General features: G+C 59.6%; 15 protein-coding genes. 9 read left to right on the top strand and 6 right to left on the bottom strand.

Going from position 1 to position 13,803, the window contains the following annotated elements; genetic code table 11:
* Positions 1-15: 15 nt before the first annotated feature.
* The 4 genes from G3M63_RS05710 to pilG all read right to left on the bottom strand — a co-directional run bounded on the left by G3M63_RS05710 (position 16) and on the right by pilG (position 3,544).
* Complete coding sequence (locus G3M63_RS05710; protein WP_150302084.1) at positions 16-2,055, bottom strand: methyl-accepting chemotaxis protein; 2,040 nt, start codon at positions 2,053-2,055, stop codon at positions 16-18.
* An 81-nt stretch (positions 2,056-2,136) separates the two neighbouring features.
* Positions 2,137-2,673, bottom strand: coding sequence for a chemotaxis protein CheW (locus tag G3M63_RS05705; RefSeq protein ID WP_150302083.1), 537 nt, complete (start codon positions 2,671-2,673; stop codon positions 2,137-2,139).
* Between the two features lie 52 nt (positions 2,674-2,725).
* The gene (gene pilH, locus G3M63_RS05700) at positions 2,726-3,091 is read right to left on the bottom strand and encodes a twitching motility response regulator PilH (protein WP_150302082.1); all 366 of its coding nucleotides are present in this window, start codon (positions 3,089-3,091) and stop codon (positions 2,726-2,728) included.
* 36 nt (positions 3,092-3,127) lie between these two features.
* On the bottom strand, positions 3,128-3,544 hold the full coding sequence (gene pilG / locus G3M63_RS05695; protein ID WP_150302081.1) for a twitching motility response regulator PilG: 417 nt from the start codon (positions 3,542-3,544) through the stop codon (positions 3,128-3,130).
* A gap of 217 nt (positions 3,545-3,761) precedes the next feature.
* On the opposite strand from pilG, the gene gshB reads away from it, so the two are divergent.
* The 7 genes from gshB to G3M63_RS05660 all read left to right on the top strand — a co-directional run bounded on the left by gshB (position 3,762) and on the right by G3M63_RS05660 (position 9,884).
* On the top strand, positions 3,762-4,724 hold the full coding sequence (gene gshB, locus G3M63_RS05690; protein ID WP_163982120.1) for a glutathione synthase: 963 nt from the start codon (positions 3,762-3,764) through the stop codon (positions 4,722-4,724).
* A 368-nt stretch (positions 4,725-5,092) separates the two neighbouring features.
* Positions 5,093-5,992 (top strand): energy transducer TonB, encoded by a 900-nt coding sequence (locus G3M63_RS05685; RefSeq protein WP_163982119.1) that lies wholly within the window; start codon positions 5,093-5,095, stop codon positions 5,990-5,992.
* Positions 5,993-6,100: 108 nt separating this feature from the next.
* Positions 6,101-6,670, top strand: a complete 570-nt coding sequence (locus G3M63_RS05680) for a YqgE/AlgH family protein (protein ID WP_163982118.1) — start codon at positions 6,101-6,103, stop codon at positions 6,668-6,670.
* Complete coding sequence (gene ruvX / locus G3M63_RS05675) at positions 6,670-7,107, top strand: Holliday junction resolvase RuvX (protein WP_163982117.1); 438 nt, start codon at positions 6,670-6,672, stop codon at positions 7,105-7,107. The genes G3M63_RS05680 and ruvX overlap by 1 nt, the downstream gene beginning before the upstream one ends.
* Positions 7,104-7,610 carry a bifunctional pyr operon transcriptional regulator/uracil phosphoribosyltransferase PyrR gene (gene pyrR / locus G3M63_RS05670; protein WP_150302076.1) on the top strand — a complete coding sequence of 169 codons (507 nt, stop codon included), beginning with the start codon at positions 7,104-7,106 and terminating at the stop codon, positions 7,608-7,610. The genes ruvX and pyrR overlap by 4 nt, the downstream gene beginning before the upstream one ends.
* A 7-nt stretch (positions 7,611-7,617) precedes the next feature.
* On the top strand, positions 7,618-8,613 hold the full coding sequence (locus G3M63_RS05665; RefSeq protein ID WP_150302075.1) for an aspartate carbamoyltransferase catalytic subunit: 996 nt from the start codon (positions 7,618-7,620) through the stop codon (positions 8,611-8,613).
* 2 nt (positions 8,614-8,615) lie between these two features.
* Complete coding sequence (locus G3M63_RS05660) at positions 8,616-9,884, top strand: dihydroorotase (protein WP_163982116.1); 1,269 nt, start codon at positions 8,616-8,618, stop codon at positions 9,882-9,884.
* Positions 9,885-9,962: 78 nt separating this feature from the next.
* Here G3M63_RS05660 and G3M63_RS05655 read toward each other — a convergent pair whose 3' ends face one another.
* On the bottom strand, positions 9,963-11,105 hold the full coding sequence (locus G3M63_RS05655) for a PilT/PilU family type 4a pilus ATPase (RefSeq protein WP_150302073.1): 1,143 nt from the start codon (positions 11,103-11,105) through the stop codon (positions 9,963-9,965).
* 60 nt (positions 11,106-11,165) lie between these two features.
* Positions 11,166-12,200 (bottom strand): type IV pilus twitching motility protein PilT, encoded by a 1,035-nt coding sequence (locus G3M63_RS05650; protein WP_150302072.1) that lies wholly within the window; start codon positions 12,198-12,200, stop codon positions 11,166-11,168.
* Positions 12,201-12,278: 78 nt separating this feature from the next.
* On the opposite strand from G3M63_RS05650, the gene G3M63_RS05645 reads away from it, so the two are divergent.
* Together G3M63_RS05645 and proC are read left to right on the top strand one after the other, a co-directional pair.
* Positions 12,279-12,980 carry a YggS family pyridoxal phosphate-dependent enzyme gene (locus tag G3M63_RS05645; RefSeq protein ID WP_163982115.1) on the top strand — a complete coding sequence of 234 codons (702 nt, stop codon included), beginning with the start codon at positions 12,279-12,281 and terminating at the stop codon, positions 12,978-12,980.
* A gap of 3 nt (positions 12,981-12,983) precedes the next feature.
* Complete coding sequence (gene proC / locus G3M63_RS05640) at positions 12,984-13,802, top strand: pyrroline-5-carboxylate reductase (protein WP_163982114.1); 819 nt, start codon at positions 12,984-12,986, stop codon at positions 13,800-13,802.
* The last annotated feature ends 1 nt before the right edge of the window (position 13,803 follow it).

Genomic DNA, 13,803 nt, shown 5'->3' with positions numbered 1-13,803 from the left:
GCCCCCTTGCATCGGTCAGCCGTCCTGCTGCGGCAGGGTGAAGCCGTCAACTGACTGGCGCATGCTTTCTGCCAGCTTCGCCAGTTCGCCAATGCTTCGTGCGGTAGTGGTCGTACCCGCGGAGGTCTGCGAAGTAATCTCCTGGATCACGTTCATGGTGTTGGAAATGTGACCGGCAGAGGAAGCCTGCTGTCGGGCAGCGTTGGAGATGTTCTGAATCAGCGCAGCAAGGCTGGTCGATACCTTTTCGATCTCCTCCAGAGCGACACCGGCGTCCTGCGCCAGCCGGGCTCCCTGCACCACCTCGGCAGTGGTATGTTCCATGGAGATTACCGCTTCGTTGGTGTCGGTCTGAATGGTCTTCACCAGTGCCTCGATCTGCTTGGTCGCACCGGATGAACGCTCGGCCAGGCGCTGTACCTCATCGGCGACCACGGCAAAGCCGCGGCCGGCATCGCCCGCCATAGATGCCTGAATCGCAGCGTTCAAGGCGAGGATGTTGGTCTGGTCAGCAATGTCGTTGATCAGACTCACGATATCGCCAATTTCCTGGGAGGATTCACCCAGACGCTTGATGCGCTTGGAAGTATCCTGGATCTGCTCGCGGATGGTATCCATACCCACGATGGTGTTCTGCACCACTTCGTTGCCCTTGTTGGCAATCGCCACTGAGCGCTCGGCCACTGCTGAGGACTCTGCGGCGTTGGCTGACACCTGGTCGATGGACACGGCCATTTCGTTGACAGCAGCCGAGGCTCCGGCAATTTCCTGGGCCTGATGCTCGGAAGCCTCGGCCAGATGAATCGCGGTGCTCTGCGTGCTTTGGGCGGCTGTAGCGACCTGCAGGGCTGTATGGTTGATGGTTTCCACCAGGGCGCGCAGCTGGTCGATCGAGAAATTGATCGAGTCGGCGATGGCACCCGTAAAATCTTCAGTCACTGTGGCTTCGGCTGTCAGGTCACCATCGGCCAGGTCAGCAATTTCGTCGAGCAGACGCAGAATAGCGGCCTGGTTGCGTTCGTTCTTTTCTGCGGTTTCGGCCAGGCGCGCACGGGTTTCTCGCGTCATCTGGACGCCGATCAGGAAAATGCAGCCAAGCGCTATAAGAGCAAGCGCGTAACCCACCAGGGTATTCGTCCAGCGCGCGTCGCTACGCTCTTCAAATCCGCGAGACAAGTCAGACGCGTTTTCCAGCAGTAGCTGGGAATCGGTGAAAATATCATTGGCGGCCAGGCGTACCTGATACAGCTCCGGCGAGGTCAGCAGGATCTCGTCGACCGAATCCGATACATAGCTGAACATGTCGGCAACGTCGTTCAGACGCATGATGGCGTCTTCATCGGTTACCTGGGCGATGCCCAGATCCTCGTCACCCTGCAACATGCCTTGTAGAACACGTCCGAACAGACTCGCGTCCCGACCAAAGCTGTCAGCAGCCAGTACCGAGTCAGCATCGCCTGACAACACCCGGTTTACCGAACCCAGAATACGCTCGGCGAGTAGCGACTGGCGCTGCGCCAGAGAGACCTGGCTGGCGCTGGCACCGGCCGTGATAAGCACATCCACAATGTCCTCATATTCGACCTGTAGCTGCGGAACCGTGTCAGCCAGGGTGACGGCTACTTCATGTAGAGACAGAACCGTGGCTTCACTGGCGAGAATCACATCGGCGTTCTGGCGCACCCGATCCCAGTCGTCCTGTACCCGAGCGACCTGCTCCTGCAGGGCTGCCGGAGCCGCGGGCAAGCCAGTTTCTTCGCGGCCTTCGGACAGATAGTCCCAGCGCTCCTGAAAGTCATCGCGGGCGGAAGCCAGCAGGCCGAACGCTTCAGGCGTACCGGTAGCTGCTTCGGTTGCAGATTTGGAGATCTGCTGCGACAGCACCCTTAACTCACCGGAGTGACCGATATATTCAGTGTCGTATGCACTCTGAATATTCAGGTAAAGGAAGTTGACGAATAGCAACAACAACGAAACGATCAGGACGGCAAACAAGCCGGTGATAGTTCGGTTGCCACGCATGGCGGATAGTTTCTGTGTATCGAGCTTTTTCATCATCTGGCCCCTACCTGGCCCACGGCATTTTCTTTATGAAGCTTGAACTCTTGCGTACCGGCAAACACCGGCCGCCCCTGGTCAGATCGCTACGTCGAGAAACGTCTGATCGCGCGCCAACGCACGGAAATTAAATACCAGCGAAACCTGTTCCCGAACATAGGCGCCGACCACATAAGGCTTGAACGCCTCGGCCGCATCCTGTGTCTCGGATGTAAAGGTGCTGACCGGGAAATGCTGCATTCCCAACACCTCGTCCACCAACAGCCCGACGAACACGTCGTCCCGGTCCAGCACCAGAACGCGGCGCTGTTTACGCGGAACGCTTATCGAAGAACCGAAAAAGCGACTGAGGTCGATGATGGGCAACAGCCGGCCCCGAACGTTCGCCACCCCCCGTACCCAGGATTTCACCCTTGGCAAGGCGGTATAACGTGGTTCGTGCAGTATTTCTGCGACTTCTCCCATAGCGGCGACCATCGACTGGCCCGCCAGTCGGAAACCGACTCCGCTCCAGGTCTCGCTTACCACTTCCTGGGCAGGCAGACCCGCGGCCTGTTGCCGGCACTGGGCAACGAGCTGCTGGAGAACATCGAAAGGGTGAGTAGAATCTGCCATGCCATCCCTGTTCTGGTTGCAAACGTGGCATTAGACGAGTGTGCGCTCGTCTTTAGCTGCCAAGTACTGACTTGAGAGTATCGATCAGAGTGGATTCGTCGACAGGTTTAGTCAGGTAATCCCTTGCACCCTGACGCTTGCCCCACACCCTGTCGGTTTCCTGATCCTTGGTAGTAACGATAATGACCGGAATATGCGAAGTTTCGGCATCCTTGGTCAGTTGCCTGGTGGCCTGAAACCCATTCAGCCCGGGCATCACGATATCCATAAGCACCGCGTCAGGCTTTTCCTGACGGGCAAGCGCCACCCCATCAGCACCATTTTCGGCCTTGAGAACTTCGAAACCATTTTTTTCGAGCATGCCGGTAAGCTTGTATAGCTCGGTCGGCGAATCATCCACTACTAGAATTCGAGCCATCGGACTCCCCCGGAGAATCTAATCGGCGAGCAGGGCTCAGGCCCCGGCAGCACCAGCGACTTTGTTTTGGGTTTGCGGAACATGGGCGCGGATCGCGCCGAGAAGCTCTTCCTTGCTGAAGGGCTTGGTAAGGTATTGATCAGAACCCACTATGCGGCCCTTCGCTTTATCGAACAGGCCATCCTTGCTGGACAACATGATCACAGGGGTAGCACGGAAGGCACTGTTGTTCTTGATCAGCGCGCAGGTCTGATAGCCGTCGAGACGCGGCATCATGATGTCGACAAAAATGATATCGGGGTGATTGTCAGCAATCTTGGCCAGGGCGTCAAAGCCGTCCACCGCAGTGATGACAGTGCATCCGACTTTTTTCAGCAGCGTTTCTGCCGTCCGTCGAATGGTCTTGCTGTCATCGATGACCATGACCTTCAGGCTCTCGAAATTTTCTTCCATTAGACCAGCCCTTTTTATATATGGGTCGATTTGAGCGGCATGGTGCCTACCCCCCGACCAGCCATTCCCTTAGAGCGTACTTTTAGCACAGTTTATATGACCAATCTATAAAGGTTGTTCATATCTGAAGCATTCTGCGAGTTTAATCAACCTTTTGCCGAAAGCGCCCCAGAGGGTAAACTCGAACGCTTCCAGAACATCACAGCGGTGGCACCGAATGCGTACACGTCTTGGTATTGTCATGGACCCAATCAGCGCTATCCATTACAAGAAGGACAGCTCCCTGGCCATGCTTCTGGCCGCTCAAGCCAAAGGCTGGGAGCTACATTATCTTGAGCCTCGGGATCTCTTCATGCAGAACGGCAAGGCAATGGGTTGCATGCGCCCCCTCACTGTCCACGCCGACCCGCAGACGTGGTACGCATTGGGCGAAGAACGTCACGCCAGCCTGGCGGAAATGGATGTCATCCTGATGCGCAAGGACCCGCCCTTCGACAATGAATTCCTCTACGCGACGCACATCCTCGAAGCGGCTGAAAAGGAAGGCGTATTGGTGGTGAATCGACCTGCCAGCTTGCGCGACTTCAACGAGAAACTGTTCGCCACTCAGTTCCCACAATGCGCGCCACCGAACGTGGTCACGCGCCGAGCAGACATACTGCGCGCTTTCGCCCGCACGCACCGTGACGTGATTCTCAAACCGCTGGATGGCATGGGCGGTACGATGATCTTCCGCGTACGCGAAGATGACCCCAACCTCAGCGTCATAATTGAAGTCCTGACCAATCACGGGCAGCAGCAGATCATGGCCCAGCAGTATCTTCCGGAAATCAAGGATGGCGACAAGCGCATCCTGATGATTGAAGGCGAGCCCGTACCTTATTGTCTGGCGCGCATTCCACAAAAAGGCGAAACGCGCGGCAACCTGGCCGCTGGTGGCACAGGCGAAGCACGCCCGCTTACCGAACGGGACCGGTGGATCGCCGCCCAGGTCGGGCCAGTGTTACGCGAACGGGGCCTGTTGTTTGCCGGGCTCGATGTGATTGGTGACTATCTAACCGAGATCAACGTGACCAGTCCCACCTGTATCCGTGAGATCGACGCTGCGTACGACACCGACATCGGCGGTCAGCTTATGGATGCCATTGCTCGCCAACTGGAAGCGCGACCGGGCGCATAGACTTTTTCACTGATCGGCGGCAGACTGCGATGCACAATGGATAGCACGGTTTGCCGCCATCAGACCCTAGGGTCTGTTGCCGTTTCATCGCGGCCGCGACGGAGGCCCGTTTCGTGCAGAACAAAACACGAGAAGTGAAGTTTGGTTGTTCCAAATGAGCGACGAGTAACGCAGTGCTGCGCTAAACGGGCCCCGTCCCTTCGGGTTGCGTGGCAAATGACGCCATGCGGCGTTGCGGGACTTGGCAAGGGAACAACCATTGCCTGCGTCCCGCGCCTTGCCTGGCGCCATTTGACACAGCAACGCGGCTCGCGATGAAACGGCAACAGACCCTAGCAAACCCTCGCACTTATCAGCCTACGGAAAGCATGAAGAACGCAGCTACAGCCAGCTCCCCTGTTACAGAGCAGACCGTCACGTCCCGTGACCGCCTGGGGTTCACCCTGTTCCTGGCGGCAGTACTGCACGCGCTGCTTATTCTCGGCGTCACGTTCGACCTGCCGACACCCAGCGAGCTGTCCAAATCGCTGGAGATCACGCTTGCCACGCAACAATCGGACGAGGCTCCGGAGGAAGCTGACTATCTGGCGCAAATGAACCAGGAAGGTAGCGGTACCCTGGATGAAAAGGCCGCGCCCAGCACCGTCGAGGAAGCCCCTTTCCAGGACACCGAGATTCTTGAGGTCAGCCCGGCCCAGGAAATCAGCGCGCCACCACCTGAGCCGGAGCAACCACAACAGACTGTGACCACCACCGCGCCCAGCCCCGACCGGGTCAGCAAAGCCCCGGAAAGACCTGAGCCAGTCGAGTCACCGCGGCCGACCCAGCGCTTCGATATGTCGCGTTTGTCTCAGGAAATCGCCAGTCTTGAGGCCCAACTCGCCGAAGAGCGCCAACAGTATGCCAAACGTCCACGTATCCACCGCCTGAATGCCGCTTCGACCATGCAGGACAAGGGCGCCTACTATAAGGAAGCCTGGCGGCGGAAGGTCGAGCGCATCGGCAACCAGAACTATCCAGCCGAGGCCCGTGACCAGCGGATCTACGGCAGTTTGCGTATGCAGGTGCAAATCAACCGTGACGGCACCCTGCGTGACGTGAAGATTCTTGAAAGCTCAGGGCAACGGGTGCTCGACAATGCAGCGCTGCGCATCGTTCGTCTCGCCGCGCCCTTCGCTCCCTTCACCGGCGATCTGATGGATGTCGACGTTCTGGAGCTGATCCGCACCTGGCGTTTTGAACCGGGTGACCGGGTTTCCAGCTTCTGATTGGTATCGTCCTCCAATCTCCGCCGATGCGCCCAGCCAATTGCATAATCCGACATCCTCTGTAGCTTCGCGCTTGCAGCGGTCAGTGCTACCCCCAATACTATGGGCATGACCGACATTACCTCGAACTATCTGACCCATCATTTCCTGATCGCCATGCCGCACATGGCGGATCCGCGATTCATGCACAGTCTCATTTACGTGTGCGATCACAGTGAAGAAGGCGCAATGGGGCTGGTCGTCAACCAGCTCAGCGGCCTGAGCATGAGCGATATTCTCGAGCAGACTTCCCCTGAGCTGGATGTACCCTCCGATATCGCCGACATACCGGTGTACAGCGGCGGGCCTATCCAGACCGAACGGGGCTTTGTTCTTCATAGAGGAACGCGGCGCTGGGAAGCCACCCTCGATCTGGGGTCTATTCAGCTAACCACCTCACGGGACATCCTGTTTGACATGGTCAACGGTCAGGGCCCGGAAGAATCACTGGTGGCGCTGGGTTATGCCGGCTGGGAGCCAGGTCAGCTCGATCAGGAACTGGGCGATAACGCCTGGCTGAGCTGCCCGGCGGATCACCACATCCTGTTCGGGATGCCGAGCGAACAACGGCTTGGTGCAGCGGCGCGCACGCTGGGAATAGACCTCAGCTTGCTGACCAGCCAGGCAGGGCACGCCTGATGACCCCAGCGGTACGCGTACTGGGTTTCGACTTCGGTACCCGACAAATCGGCGTTGCGGTTGGCCAGAGCCTGACCGGCAGCGCCGAGCCGCTGATTGTACTGCGCGCCCGCGACGGTATTCCTGACTGGAATCAGATCGCCCGGTTGATCGATGAATGGAAGCCCGACGCACTCGTGGTAGGACTGCCGATCAACATGGACGGCACGCCTAGCGCGATGAGCGCTCGCGCCGAGAAATTCGCCAGACGGCTCGAAGGCCGTTTCCGCGTGACCGCCCATTGCATTGACGAGCGCCTGTCCACTTTCGAAGCCAAGCAACAGCTGCGTGACACCGGCCGCAGCCCGACCAGCTATAGAGACAGCCCGGTCGACAGTCTGGCAGCAGCCCTGCTGCTCGAGACCTGGCTGGGTAATCTGTCCAAGGAGAGTCAATGACCGCCCTACCCGAGGTTGACCCGCTGCTCGACAGCATGGCCGAGGAACTGACCCGTTATCTGGAGCACCATCAGCGCAGCGACCCGGCCTTCGTCGGCATCCATACCGGAGGCGTGTGGATTGCCAAGCAACTGCATAGCCGCTGCTTCCCTGATGCGCCCCTGGGTACGCTGGATATCGCTTTTTATCGCGACGATTTCGAACAACACGGTTTACCTCAACGGGTGCGCCCGTCGGAACTCCCGTTCAGTATTGATGACCGTCACCTGGTGCTGGTCGACGACGTACTGATGACCGGCCGTACCATTCGCGGCGCGCTCAACGAATTGTTCGATTACGGTCGCCCGGCCTCGGTCACCCTGGTCACGCTACTGGATATTGAAGCCCGCCAGCTGCCCATCCGCGCGGATATCCTGGGAGCCAGCCTGGTGCTGCCCCCCGGGCGCCGCGTTAAACTGACCGGCCCTTCGCCATTAAAGTTGACCCTGAACCCCGCAGACTGAGAGCCCCATGAGCGTGAATTCCAGCCAACTCCAATTGAACCAGCAGGGCCAGCTTCGACATTTTCTGACCATCGGGGGGCTTCCCAGAGAGCTGCTCACCGAACTGCTCGACACCGCCGATTCGTTCCTTGAAGTGGGCGAGCGCGCGGTGAAGAAGGTGCCGTTACTCCGCGGCAAGACGGTATGTAACGTGTTCTTCGAGAACTCGACCCGCACCCGAACCACCTTCGAGCTGGCTGCCAAGCGCCTGTCAGCCGACGTACTCAATCTGAACATTTCCACCTCCTCGACCAGCAAAGGGGAAACACTGTACGACACCCTGCGCAACCTCGAGGCCATGGCGGCAGACATGTTCGTGGTGCGCCACGGCGATTCCGGCGCGGCGCATTTCATTGCCCAGAACGTCTGCCCTGACGTGGCGATCATCAATGCCGGGGACGGCAATCACGCGCACCCGACCCAGGCCATGCTGGATATGCTGACCATCCGCCGGCACAAGGGCGGCTTCGAGAATCTCTCAGTGGCTATCGTGGGCGACATCCTGCATTCGCGGGTCGCCCGCTCGAACATGCAGGCACTGCGCACCCTGGGATGTCCTGATATTCGGGTGATCGCTCCGCGCACATTGCTGCCGTCAGGTATCGAGCAATACGGTGTGCGAGTGTTCAACGACCTGCGCATCGGCCTGCGAGACGTGGACGTCGTCATCATGTTGCGCCTGCAGAAGGAACGCATGCAGAGCGGTCTGCTGCCCAGCGAAGGTGAGTTCTATCGCCTCTATGGCCTGACCAGCGAAACCCTGGCGCTGGCCAAACCCGACGCACTGGTCATGCATCCTGGCCCCATCAACCGCGGCGTAGAAATCGAATCCGCCGTCGCAGACGGACCGCAATCGGTCATCCTCAATCAGGTGACCTACGGGATCGCCGTGCGGATGGCCGTTATGTCGATGGCCATGGCCGGTCAGAACACCCAGCGCCAGCTCAATCAGGAAACCCAGTAACCATGCGACTGACTATCGAAGGTGCGCGCGTCATCGACCCCGCCAGCCAACTTGACGAGATAACCGACCTGCACATCGCTGACGGCCGAATCGAGGCCATCGGCTCGGCACCGGAGGGGTTCAAGGCGAAAGTCATCGACGCCCGCGGGCTGATTGCCAGCCCCGGACTGGTGGATCTGAACGTCAGCCTGCGCGAGCCCGGCCTGTCCCAGAAGGGCACCATTGCCAGCGAAACCCGCGCTGCGGCGGCAGGCGGCGTAACCAGCCTGTGCTGCCTGCCGGACACTAATCCGGTGCTCGACGAACCGGCGGTTGCTGAACTGATACTCGACCGCAGCGAGCGGGCTGGCCAGGTTCGCGTATTTCCTGTTGCCGCATTAACCAAGGGCCTGGATGGGGAACACCTGAGCGAACTGGTGTCGCTGCGTGATGCCGGCTGCGTCGCCTTCACCCAGGGGCTGGCGCCGATGAAAAGCAACCGCATCCTGCGCCGGGCGCTGGAATACGCCGCCGGGTTCGACCTGCCGGTTATATTCACGCCGCAGGATCCGGCGCTGGCTGAAGGCGGCCTCGCCCACGAAGGGGCCACCGCATCGCGTCTGGGCCTGACAGGCATTCCGGAAGCAGCAGAAACCGTCGCCCTGGCGCGGGATCTACTGCTGATCGAGCAGACCGGTGTACGCGCACACTTCAGCGGCCTGACCAGTGCCCGCGCCATGGATATGCTGGCCGATGCCCAGGCCCGCGGCCTGCCGATTACTGCTGATCTGGCGATGTACCAACTGATGCTGTGTGACGAGGACCTGGAAGGCTTCTCAAGTCTGCTGCATGTGCAGCCGCCGCTGCGCAGCCGCGAAGACCAACATGCGCTGCGCCAGGCGGTACAGTGCGGCGTCGTGCAGGCCATTTCATCACACCATCAACCCCACGAGCCTGAAGCCAAACGGGTACCTTTTGCTGCGTCTGCCCCAGGCATCAGCAGCGTCGAGGTATTGCTACCGCTGGCGCTTACTCTGGTGGCAGACGGCTTGCTGGAACTGCCGGCGCTGCTGGCGCGCCTGACCTGCGGTCCGGCCAGAGCATTGCATCTGCCGGCGGGACAGTTGAGCATCGGCGACTGGGCGGACATCACCCTGTTCGATCCGGCCGCCTCCAGCGAAATCGGTCAGAACTGGCTATCCAGGGGGGCCAACTGTCCCTTCCTGGGGCTGGGCGTGCCGGGCGCGGTTACCCACACCTTCAGCGCCGGCCGTCTGGTCTATCAGGCGTAGGATTTGAACTGGAGAAAGCCCGCTCCGGGTCCGGAGCGGGCTTGACTGATGATTAGCGGCCGGGGTTAGCGGCGAGGCTTAGCGCCGCCGGAATTCGTCCGCGTCAGGCTCAAGGGACAGGCCGGTGTTGCTATCACCCATGAGATGCTTGCCATCTGTCTCCGAGCCCAGCTTGATCAGCAGACGCAGATCGTTAGCCGAGTCGGCGTGGGCGAGTGCATCTTCGTAGGTAATCTCACCCTGGCTGTAGAGTTTGTATAACGCCTGATCGAAGGTCTGCATACCCAATTCGTTCGAGCGCGCCATCAAAGGCTTGAGCTCATGCACTTCGCCCTTGCGAATCATGTCCGCAGCCAGCGGCGTGTTGAGCAACACCTCAATGGCCGCGCGCCGCCCCTTGCCATCCGGTGTCGGGATCAATTGCTGGGCAACGATCGCCTTGAGATTCAGCGACAGATCCATCCACACCTGCTGATGCATGTCAGTCGGGAAGAAGTGGATGATCCGGTCCAGCGCCTGGTTGGCGTTATTGGCATGCAGCGTGGCCAGACACAGGTGGCCGGTTTCGGCGAAGGCCACCGCGTGGTCCATGGTTTCCTTGGTTCGCACCTCGCCAATCAGGATCACATCCGGCGCCTGACGCAGGGTGTTCTTCAGTGCCGTCTCGAATGAATCGGTGTCGATCCCGACTTCACGCTGGGTAACGATGCAGTTCTGGTGCTGATGAATAAATTCGATGGGATCTTCGATCGAGATGATATGGCCGCTGGAGTTCTTGTTGCGATAGCCGATCATCGACGCCAGCGAAGTGGATTTACCGGTGCCCGTGGCACCAACAAAGATCACCAGGCCCCGCTTGGTCATCGCCAACTTCTTGAGGATCTCCGGTAATCGCAGATCCTCCATGGTCGGAATGTTCACTTCGATGCGCCGCAGAACCATCCCTACCAGATTGCGCTGATAGAAGGCACTCACCCGGAAACGCCCGATACCCCGGGCGCTGATCGCGAAATTACATTCCCGCTGGTCAGCGAAATCGCGCCGCTGGGCCTCGGTCATCACGCCGAGTACCGTTTCGCGGGTCTGTTCGGGCGAAAGCGGCGTCTTGGTCACGGGCATGATTTTCCCGTTCACCTTCATGCTGGGCGCTACGCCCGCAGTGATGAACAAGTCGGAAGCACCCTTCTCGACCATCAGCCGCAATAATTTTTCAAATTCCATTACTATCCCTCGATCGCCGTCCGGGCCGGTAGCTGAGTATCGGCCTGCGTTGGCAAATAGTTAGATGCCATCAGCCACTTTGGCTTTTTCGCGCGCCGCATCCCGAGTGACGAGTCCTTTAGCCACCAGGCCCTTCAAACACATATCCAGCGTCTGCATGCCGATATTCCCACCGGTCTGGATGGCGGAATACATTTGCGCAACCTTGTCCTCACGAATCAGGTTACGAATCGCTGGCGTGCCCATCATGATTTCATGGGCCGCGACCCGGCCGCCGCCGATCTTCTTCAGCAGCGTCTGGGAGATAACCGCCTGCAGCGACTCCGACAGCATCGAGCGCACCATGGATTTTTCCTCCGCCGGGAACACGTCCACTACCCGGTCGATGGTCTTCGCGGCTGAGGTGGTGTGCAGCGTGCCGAATACCAGATGGCCGGTTTCTGCGGCGGTCAGTGCCAGGCGAATGGTTTCCAGATCGCGCATCTCGCCGACCAGGATGATGTCCGGGTCTTCACGCAGCGCCGAGCGCAGCGCTTCGGAGAAGCCCAGCGTGTCGCGGTGCACTTCGCGCTGATTGATCAGGCATTTCTTGGATTCGTGAACGAATTCGATCGGGTCTTCGATGGTCAGAATATGCTGATACTTGGTGCCGTTCAGATAATCGAGCATGGCCGCCAGGGTCGTCGACTTGCCCGAGCCCGTTGGACCAGTGACCAGCACCAATCCACGCGGCACATCAGAGATTTTCTTGAACACCTCGCCCATGCCGAGGTCTTCCATGGTCAGCACCTTGGACGGAATGGTCCGGAAGACCGCGCCTGCGCCACGGTTCTGATTGAAAGCGTTAACCCGGAAGCGGGCAACGCCGGGCACTTCGAAGGAGAAGTCGGTTTCGAGAAATTCTTCGAAATCCTTGCGCTGCTTATCATTCATTATGTCGTAGATCAGCGCGTGCACCTGCTTGTGCTCCATCGCCGGCACGTTGATCCGACGCACATCGCCATCCACTCGAATCATGGGCGGCAATCCGGCCGAAAGATGCAAGTCCGACGCGCCCTGTTTGGCGCTGAAGGCTAACAGCTCAGTAATATCCATAGGGTTCCCCATAGCGTCCTGCATGCATGTAGAATGCCGGCAGATCAAATCCGATTGGCAAGGTATCCAGAGACAGTAATGTCCACGATAGCAGACAATATTGCAAACGTTCGCGACCGCATTTTCCGCGCCGCAGAGAGCGCCGAGCGCGACCCGCAGGAAGTGACGCTGATGGCGGTGACCAAGACCCGGGAAGCAACTGCAATACGGGACGCATGGGCACACGGTATACGCGATTTTGGCGAGAATTACCTTCAGGAAGCGCTGGACAAGATAGCCGCGCTGCAAGACCTACCGCTCACCTGGCACTTCATCGGCCCCATTCAATCAAACAAGACCCGTGCCATCGCAGAGCATTTCGACTGGGTGCACAGCGTTGACCGCCTGAAAATCGCCCAGCGACTCTCCGATCAGAGGCCTGCGGACCTGCCGCCGTTGAATATCTGTCTGCAGGTCAATATCAGCGCTGAGGCAAGCAAATCCGGCGTAATGCCCGACGATTTGCCCGCGCTGGCAGCTGCGGTATCCAGCCTGCCCCGGCTGCGGCTGCGCGGGCTGATGGCGATTCCGGCGCCAGCGGATGACAGCGCGGCGCGGCGCGTTCCGTTACAACAGTTGCGTCAGGCCATGCAGGCTCTGCCGCAAACGCTTGATACCTTGTCCATGGGCATGACCGATGATCTGACTGAAGCCGTGCAGGAAGGCTCGACAATCGTACGTATCGGTACCGCGCTGTTCGGCCCCCGGGACTATTCAAACCCTCTTTCCGATCAAGGATAAATCATGACCGCTCCGACTATCGGCTTTATCGGCGCCGGCAATATGGCCACCAGCCTCATCGGCGGCATGCTGCAGCAGGGCATGCAACCCGAGCGCGTCCTGGCCAGCGATCATAGCGCCGAGCAGGCCGACAAACTGGCCGCCGAACTGAACATCCGCACCACCACGGACAACGCCAGGCTGGCCGCCGAATGTGACGTACTGGTGCTGGCGGTAAAGCCTCAGGTCATGCAGACGGTGTGCCGTGCGCTGCCCACCGAGCGCAAGCCGGGTCAGTTGATCATCTCCATTGCCGCCGGCATCAGCAGTGCCAGTCTCAGCGACTGGCTGGGCGAGCACTCAGCTATCGTGCGCTGTATGCCCAATACGCCTTCGCTGCGCCGCCAGGGTGTCAGTGGTCTGTTCGCCAACGCCGCCGTGTCGCCCGAGCAGAAACGCCAGGCCGAAGACATCCTCAACGCGGTCGGCATCAGCCTGTGGCTCGAAGAGGAATCACAGATCGATGCGGTCACTGCCGTGTCGGGCAGTGGTCCGGCCTACTTTTTCTACATGATGGAGGCGATGATCGCCGCAGGGGAACAGCTCGGATTGCCACGCGCCACTGCCGAACGCCTGACGCTGTACACCGCGCTGGGCGCAGCGGACATGGCCGTACACAGCGATGTCGACGCTGCGGAACTGCGCCGCCGCGTCAGCTCGCCAGGCGGAACTACCGAACGGGCAATCAACAGCTTCGCCAATGATGACCTGCCGGAAATTGTCGCGCGGGCCATGCAGGCCGCCGCCGCACGTGCGGCCGAAATGTCCAGGGAACTTGCATAAG

The sequence above is a fragment of the Pseudomonas sp. OIL-1 genome (genome assembly GCF_010669185.1).
GTDB lineage: Bacteria > Pseudomonadota > Gammaproteobacteria > Pseudomonadales > Pseudomonadaceae > Halopseudomonas > Halopseudomonas profundi.
This window is presented reverse-complemented; position numbering and strand designations above follow the sequence as displayed.